Annotated in this window: 5 protein-coding genes and 3 pseudogenes; 5 read left to right on the forward strand and 3 right to left on the reverse strand. The window is 56.2% G+C overall.

Going from position 1 to position 7,176, the window contains the following annotated elements; translation table 11 throughout:
- Positions 1 to 362: 362 nt before the first annotated feature.
- Positions 363 to 566: a 4Fe-4S binding protein gene (locus ABIA96_RS36385; protein ID WP_354053159.1), complete on the reverse strand. Its 204-nt coding sequence runs from the start codon at positions 564 to 566 to the stop codon at positions 363 to 365.
- Positions 567 to 1,360: 794 nt separating this feature from the next.
- Here ABIA96_RS36385 and ABIA96_RS36390 point away from each other — a divergent pair.
- Positions 1,361 to 1,666 carry a hypothetical protein gene (locus ABIA96_RS36390; protein ID WP_354141706.1) on the forward strand — a complete coding sequence of 102 codons (306 nt, stop codon included), beginning with the start codon at positions 1,361 to 1,363 and terminating at the stop codon, positions 1,664 to 1,666.
- A gap of 555 nt (positions 1,667 to 2,221) precedes the next feature.
- A complete protein-coding gene (locus ABIA96_RS36395) occupies positions 2,222 to 2,950 on the forward strand; it encodes a hypothetical protein (protein WP_354053155.1) in 729 nt (242 codons plus the stop codon).
- A 447-nt stretch (positions 2,951 to 3,397) separates the two neighbouring features.
- On the opposite strand, the pseudogene ABIA96_RS36670 reads toward ABIA96_RS36395, so the two are convergent.
- Positions 3,398 to 3,655: pseudogene (locus ABIA96_RS36670) on the reverse strand (ISNCY family transposase); the annotation flags it as partial.
- Between the two features lie 1,273 nt (positions 3,656 to 4,928).
- On the opposite strand from ABIA96_RS36670, the gene ABIA96_RS36400 reads away from it, so the two are divergent.
- On the forward strand, positions 4,929 to 5,414 hold the full coding sequence (locus ABIA96_RS36400) for an SET domain-containing protein-lysine N-methyltransferase (protein WP_354141704.1): 486 nt from the start codon (positions 4,929 to 4,931) through the stop codon (positions 5,412 to 5,414).
- A gap of 149 nt (positions 5,415 to 5,563) precedes the next feature.
- Positions 5,564 to 6,439, forward strand: coding sequence for a DUF2156 domain-containing protein (locus ABIA96_RS36405; RefSeq protein WP_354141705.1), 876 nt, complete (start codon positions 5,564 to 5,566; stop codon positions 6,437 to 6,439).
- A gap of 65 nt (positions 6,440 to 6,504) precedes the next feature.
- Here ABIA96_RS36405 and ABIA96_RS36410 read toward each other — a convergent pair.
- A pseudogene (locus tag ABIA96_RS36410) lies at positions 6,505 to 6,861 on the reverse strand (biotin carboxylase N-terminal domain-containing protein); the annotation flags it as partial.
- Between the two features lie 84 nt (positions 6,862 to 6,945).
- On the opposite strand from ABIA96_RS36410, the pseudogene ABIA96_RS36415 reads away from it, so the two are divergent.
- Positions 6,946 to 7,077: pseudogene (locus ABIA96_RS36415) on the forward strand (transposase); the annotation flags it as partial.
- Positions 7,078 to 7,176: the final 99 nt, after the last annotated feature.

Raw genomic sequence — 7,176 nt, forward strand, 5'->3', positions numbered from 1 at the left:
AAACCTGCCGCGCATGATCGTCTCCGCCGATTCGAGATGATAAAGTGAATCATCAAGTCCCCTCCCTGGCGAGGGGTTTTTCAGCAGACTGCTAGGCGAGCTTGGTTGAGCCGACCACAACTGAGGCTCTTCGGGCACCGCTTCGCCAGGACTCGCTGCACCGCGGCTACGATCTGCTCGCCCACCAGCACCTTATCGGCGCCCTGCATCCACTCGCGAAGATCACTTACTGGCAGAGCCCTTCGGGGGCTGCTCGGAGTCGATCAGCGCCTCAAGCGATAACGATGTTGATCGACCGCTGCGCCCCATGCGGTCGGCGGCCTCCCAAGCTCGAGATTTCCTACTTCGTGGACGCGGGCTGCTTATGCTGTCTTAGACGCGACACAGGTGTCAGGCACCGGACAGACGACCGCGCATTGCGGCGTGTCGCAATGGCCCTCGCACTCCGTACATTTTTTGGCATCGATAACGTAAATGTCGCGCTTGAGGCTGATCGCCGCGTTGGGGCACTCGAACTCACATGCCCCACAAACGGTGCATTGCGAAGCGACGATCTTGTAAGCCATGCGTTCCAACTCCTTAGGCAAGCGATGCCATTGGCGATTCCCTTCAAATCCCATGCCAAACACAGACGCGCTCAATAACAAGCACTTTTCCAAATTGTACTGTCTCGGGTCTGAGACCATGTTGCATCTGCGACAGCAGCGAGCCCCGTCAATGTCAACATGCGAACCCTCGAGCCTACTCCGAAAGTCAGTCGCGACTCGACGGCTGCGAGTTCCGTTGATTTGTCTGGCACGGCAGCGCGGAGCAAGCGACGCTCGACGATTCTGAAACCGACACCGCGACTAGAAGCCGCGAGCCGACCCACGTTTACGCCGGATCTCGGCAAACCTCCGGTTACAGGCCCACACGGGCGGCTTTGTGCAAGCCTCGCTCACGGCCAACATTTGTGCTATCGCTTGGGAGGGAAATGAAGTTGCGCCTGCAGCAGCGATACTGGCCTTTGCAAAGTGACCGATTTAGTTGGAGTCAACCGCATGCGTGGTGCCGAGTAGGCACGGGGTACGAGCGAGCCGTGGTGCGCTTCGCCTGGCCGTGCTCAGCCACTCCTCATGCCAGACGTTGCGGGGTGGGCGAGCCGACGTGTTCCAAACCCGAGCGTTCGCTCGACGCAAATTATCTGTTCCTTGAGGGCCAGTGGAGCAGTGGCTGTCGCAACGGCGCCAAAGTCTGGCGTCGCTTGCAGGCGCAAGGGGTCCTTGCGTTTCGGGTTGGCGAGTAGACAACACGTCGACGTCGGTCGAGAGCGGTCAGCAAACAACAGCCGGAAAGGGTGGCGTCCGCCGATTAGGCGAGATTGCATGACACCAAGGCTGATGCCGTGGTCGTTGCCGCCATCGAGGCTGGTGTGCCGTCCCCTTGTGAGGCCCGCACGCTCATCGACCAGTTCCACGATATGGTCCGGAAAACGGACGAGGACAAACTCGATTCATGGATCGCGAACATCAAAATCAAGCCTCGTCTCATCCTTCGCGACGGGAGTCCCAAGGACAGCGCTGCTGTGCGCGCGGCAATCACACCCTTGTTCAAGCGGCCAAGTCGAAGGGCAGATTACGAAACTCAAACTCGTAAAACGGCAAATCTATGGGCGCGCCAAAATTGACGTTCTCGAAGCACGATCACTCGGTGCAGCATGGCCCGCGAAGCGTCATCGAATTTGCGTCAGAGCTGCCAATTGCTCCGCGACGATCTGCGCCTTCAGTTCATCCCGCCAGCGCTTTCGACCACGCCAGCGTACAATCCAATACGCAGCGACAACGTTCCCTTTTGTCGTTCGAATGGCCCTCCATTGTGAGCCCCCTCGCCGACGATGACTCTTCCAATGACTCGCAAGACCCCGCGCAAATAATCTGAAGGGCCTCGGAGCACGCTTACCGTGCAGCTGCACGCACCGTTGCGTGCGACGGTACACCGCTATACCCGCTGATGCTTCAATACGATTCGCCGGATTACCGCCGCGTAAGCCGCAAGCGGCGTCACCTCCCCGTAGCACGTTGCGGCCCTGAGTCCAGGCAATGAATGCGATGCGTCAAATGCTCTACCAAAATGGAGAGTATCTTCGATCCATTGACAATGCTGTATCAGCCTGAGCGTAGCCGCTGGTGCAGCTCGTCATGCTGAAGATAAGGGTGGAGCAATGGAGTGCTTAGCAGACCTCATGCGCGTCTCTCGCTCGCTCCAACTTCACGACGATGTCGTGTTCAAAAAAGGCATCAAATTACGGATAGGATTCGATTTCGACGAGTACGCCTGGATCACTCGGAACACTCCAACAAAGGATGCCATTGAACCAAGTTTCAGGCCAGATCTCTCGCCAATCGAGCCGGGCGATGGTTATTGGATCATGGGAGTCGACAAACATAACGTTGTCGCAATCTTGGCTGCGCAACGACTTTTTGATCTTTCCGCCAGTAATCTCGCAGAACACTTTCAATCGTTGAAGGCATTCTATGCAAATCCAACTGCGCATGCGGATCGTTATGACCGCTGCACTTGCAGAGCTCCGAGCGCAAAGACGATAACGGGAAAAGTCGCATACCATGGTGATTATTGGATCCGAAGCGACTTTAGAGGACAGGGATTGTCTGCGGTCATAGCAAGAATTACACATGGTCTGTCTTTCGCAATGTGGGCCCCTGACTTCTTGTGTGCACTTGTCGAGCGATGGGCGCTAGATAAGGGCTTAGTTACACAATACGCGTGTGCGCACCACGAATCAGACGTCTCGATATTGGCGATGGGGGAGGGCGGGATTGTGCCCTACGAATATTGGCTGATTTGGCGAACCGGTGAGGAGTTGAGGGACGAGTTTGGTCGGCACAACAGAAATTCCCTCATTGCGATCCAGCCGTTTTCATCGACACAACCGGGCGTTACTGAATCCTGATGCCTAGCCGCGCCAAACGAAGGCGGGCCAGAGTCCGTGCCGATAGCGACACTCGAGCCACTCCGCTCAATTACGGAAGGCAAGTGGCATCGTTGCTATCATCACCCAGACAGTTTCGAGACCTGCCGACCAGCAGCTGCCCTCACCCACGAACGATAGCCGCAATCAACGTCAAATGCGCAGGGCGCGATTGGTCCGGCATGAATTCGGACGCTGTGGTTGACCAAACGCCGAGCGGGCTTTGCTCATCCCCAACAACCGCGCCGCGGTGCAATGGCGTCTACCACCACAGATACCGCAGATCCTGGTCGAGCAGGTCGGCCATTCGGCTTCGCCCTCAGAGACCCGGCATGCGGCTTCCGCCCCCCGTCTCTTCCCGAGGTGCAACCTGCGTCATATCCGCGCCTGCGCCCAAGATCATCGGCGCACCACAACGTTTCGGGGGCATGCGTCATCGCGCTGCTCTCCAATCAGCTTGAAAAATGATTGGAATAAGTTCACGAGCAGGCGCACTGAACCATGGAGTTCTTCGAGCAACGCAGACGTCTCCAGCCCCTCAAACGTCAATAGTCAACCATCTCGCCGGACCACGGCTCCATTCTTCTGTTTGGTAAATGCCCGGTCGTATTTGCGGTAAGGTCGGCAAGGCATGAAGACAATGTTCGCGTCCTCACGACGCGCTTTCAGCCTCTCATGTATGAACACGGAGGTATGAGCAGCATCTGGTCCTCGGGATGAGACTGCTTCCTGACCAGACCGATAACGCTCTAACGCCTTCATGATCTGGCGCAACCGCTCGGTCTCGTGCCGCTCCGCAAGCAGCATCGCCGCGTCTCTACCGTCCGGGAGGTTATCCCTCACAGGCAAATCAGAGGATACTCGCGCCCGCCTGACGATGTGCTCGTTACCCTCATTAACTTTGCGACAGCGCGGCCCAATTATCCGACTTGCGTTGGAACCACCGTCTCCCCTCCGCGTGGGCGCCCAGCCAATAGGTCCTGCGAGCAGCACCGCCAAATCCGCCGCCGGCAAATGCATCACCACATCCTCGATCTTCGGCAGCCGAAGACATCCTGCTTAAGCCGCCCGGCGAACAGGCACAATCCCGTATATCCCAGAAGATCAGCTTGACCAGGCCACTCACTTGGCCCGGATCGGCCTTCATGTGCTCGCGTACCAAGATAGCAGGTCCTCTCCATTCCCTTGCGGAAGTCGCCCGGCTTGATTGCCCGGACAGTTGCGGTCGGGCCGATCACCGGGTTGCCTTCAGCGCAGGGACAATAGTCGCAATCATCGCCACGGCCGCGCCTCAGCCGACCCAAATAGTGATGCCCTCGTCTTCGATCTCGATGCCGGACATCCGGCTTGGCCTTGCGTCGCGCTGTCTTGCGCTCATGGCCGATCCTACGGCGGGTACCATGGCATCTACCGACGCCGGTACAAACGACGGAGCGTCAGCCATCGCCGCCGGAAACCCGCGTGCTTGCAACGCCAGGCGTCAGCGCGCCGGGCAATCTCGGAAGCGACGGGGTCTGATGTCAGCATCTCCCCGACGATCGTCCGGGACCTGTCGTCGTGGAGAACCAATGACGCCCCTCATCCTGGCGGCGCGCCGTCACGGCCGCCTTAAGCGTATGATCAAGGATAGACATAAGCAGATCCTTCAAAAAGATTGCGAAACTCGCCTATCCCATCTGCCGCGAGAAGGTGGAAGCGGAACGACGCCTACCAAGATCTCAACCCAGTCACGTTGTGTCGCAGTCACGGTCCCCAGGCTGGTCCGTGCAACCGCAGAGACTACTAGGAGCTCATATCCTCCACTGCGGGCGCGCATCTTTGAGGTGACTATGAGAGTTGATGGGTTGCCTGGATGGGGCGGTGCACTTTAGATGACCATCTGCTGAAGATAGCAGTGCGGCGATATAACTTGAACGCAGTCGGCATGTGCTGTCTGCCAGGAGTCAGGGATTTTTTCAAAATGGCTACCACTCACCGTGCTTATGAGACCAGTTCTTGGCTTTTCGTGGGACCATCGAAAATCAATGGATTTGGCCTCTTTTCTAGGAAAACAATATCGAGCGGCGCTGTTGTGGGAAGGCTCGGTGGGGTTGTTCTAGAGACGGCCACCAAGAGAACTATACAGATTGGTCGTCATCGACATCTTTGTAGCGACTACATTGACTTCATTAATCATAGTTGTCGTCCCAACGCCTACGTCACAGTCGACTCTGAAACTGTCGTTCTGAAGGCCCTCAACGAGATTGCTACTGAGAGCGACGAAATAACGGTTGACTACAATTGCTCGGAGTACTCTCTCGCCCAGGGCTTTATGTGCCGATGCTGTCGGCAACCCAATTATATTGCTGGATACGAACATTTGATTGAGACGAACCAGCATGACTACTTGCGTCAGATAAACCAATTTGCGCTGCTACACCTCTTGCAAAATGCCAGAGCCGGCTAGGAGGACGTTCTCCTAGTCAGAACACCACTAAAGGCCGACGCGAGGGAGCTCAATGGTCCTTGTAACGGCAGGAATTGCAATAGCTAGACGCCTGATCGTTCGAAATCACTTGCAGGAGGTATGGTAGCATGAAATGTATTTTGGACGCGATGCAACCGATATCGATCTCTCAGAAGACGATCTTCGATCGATACTTCGCGGAATTTCCATCGAGATGCTGCGAAATGACTTTCGCGAACATTTTTTGCTGGGCTAACGTAAAACATCATCAGGCTTGTATTTATCGGGATCACCTGCTGGTATCGTATAAACGTGAATCGGATAGAGAATTGCAATTCTTTCCTCCGATAGGCGAGCATCCAGAAAAGATAATGCGTGACGCGATTCCTGGGCTCAAAAGTTACCAATGGGTGCGTATCCCATCTCCCCTTTCTCAAGCTCTTTCGAAGAGCGCGTCCGTCGTATTCGATCGTGACAATAGTGACTACTACTACAGGGTGGACGAGTTGATAGCGATGAAAGGCAAGAAGTTCGAGGGCAAAAGAAATCTCATCAGGCGATTTGCTAACCTCAATCCGACTGTGCGGGCGCTGCAGGAGCGCGACGCGACTGATTGTATCGAGCTTCAGGAGAGATGGCTTAGCGAACAAGAAGGGGGCCGAAAATCCGCCGAGGAGGAGACTTTTGCGGTCAAGGTCGCCTTCCAGCACTTTCATTTGCTGCCGATAAAGGGAGTGGTGGTAGAGATAGGCAAGAAGCTCGTGGGTTTCGCCATAGGCGAGCGGCTCAACTCTTCAATGTTTGTGGAACATCACGAGAAAGCCGAACGAGACTTCAAAGGCGCCTATGAATACGTTCTTCACGCACTCGCGGGCGAGATTGTAGCCGAAGCCGCTTTTCTTAATCGAGGGCAAGATCTTGGCATTCCGGGTTTGCGCCAAGCGAAACTCAGCTGGCGCCCAGCAGGAGTTGTAGAAAAATTCAATCTTATGGTAGCGCCGTCAGGCGTTAGGCAGAGAGTTTAAGAGGCGGCTCTAAACGCCGGCGTGACAGTGGTCGAGCAGCTCGGCCATTCGGCTTCGCCATTACAGATCGTCTCAGGGAACGGACCGACGAACACGATGCCTTCGCGCGCGCAGGCATCGGCGAACTCCGGGCTCTCGGAGAGAAACCCATAGCCCGGATGGATGGCGTCGATGGCGTGCTCTTTGGCGACCTTGATCATTTCGTCAACCGAAAGGTAGGCCTCTAGCGGTCCCCTACCCTTGCCGATCTGGTAGGCTTCGTCGGCCTTGAACCGATGCAGGGAGAGTTTGTCCTCCTCTGCATAAACGGCGAATGTTCGCAAACCCAACTCGGATGCGGCTCTGAAGATCCGGATTGCGATCTCCGAGCGGTTTGCGACAAGAAGATTTCGCATGGTCCGCAAGTCGGTCTCGATTGCCATCCTGAGAGCCTGACCGAAAAAGGAGTGAGTGATTTCGGCCAGCTGTGATTCCTTCGGATTTGCAAAGATTCGAGGGAGGACACGATGCCGTGGACCAAAATCACTCGTATCCAGTATCAACGCAGCGGATTGCGTTATGCAAGCGATCTGACCGATGCGGAGTGGGCGCTGATCGCCCGACTGATGCCGCGACGACAGCGATTGGGACGACCTCGGGAAGGTACGCATCCGGCGACGGCCCCTGGCCAGGTCGCTTTGAGCAGGCAGCCGATAGCACTCAGGCGGCGTAAGCGATGTTCTGAGGGCGCCAGTTCC

The organism is Bradyrhizobium sp. LB11.1, from assembly GCF_040549385.1.
In the GTDB taxonomy this organism is placed as follows: Bacteria; Pseudomonadota; Alphaproteobacteria; order Rhizobiales; family Xanthobacteraceae; genus Bradyrhizobium.

Excerpts from the sequence above, each read along its gene's own strand:
- ABIA96_RS36385 (WP_354053159.1), bottom strand. The coding sequence starts at position 566 with ATGGCTTACAAGATCGTCGCTTCGCAATGCACCGTTTGTGGGGCATGT.
- ABIA96_RS36395 (WP_354053155.1), top strand. The coding sequence starts at position 2,222 with ATGCGCGTCTCTCGCTCGCTCCAACTTCACGACGATGTCGTGTTCAAA.
- ABIA96_RS36400 (WP_354141704.1), top strand. The coding sequence starts at position 4,929 with ATGGCTACCACTCACCGTGCTTATGAGACCAGTTCTTGGCTTTTCGTG.
- ABIA96_RS36405 (WP_354141705.1), top strand. The coding sequence starts at position 5,564 with ATGCAACCGATATCGATCTCTCAGAAGACGATCTTCGATCGATACTTC.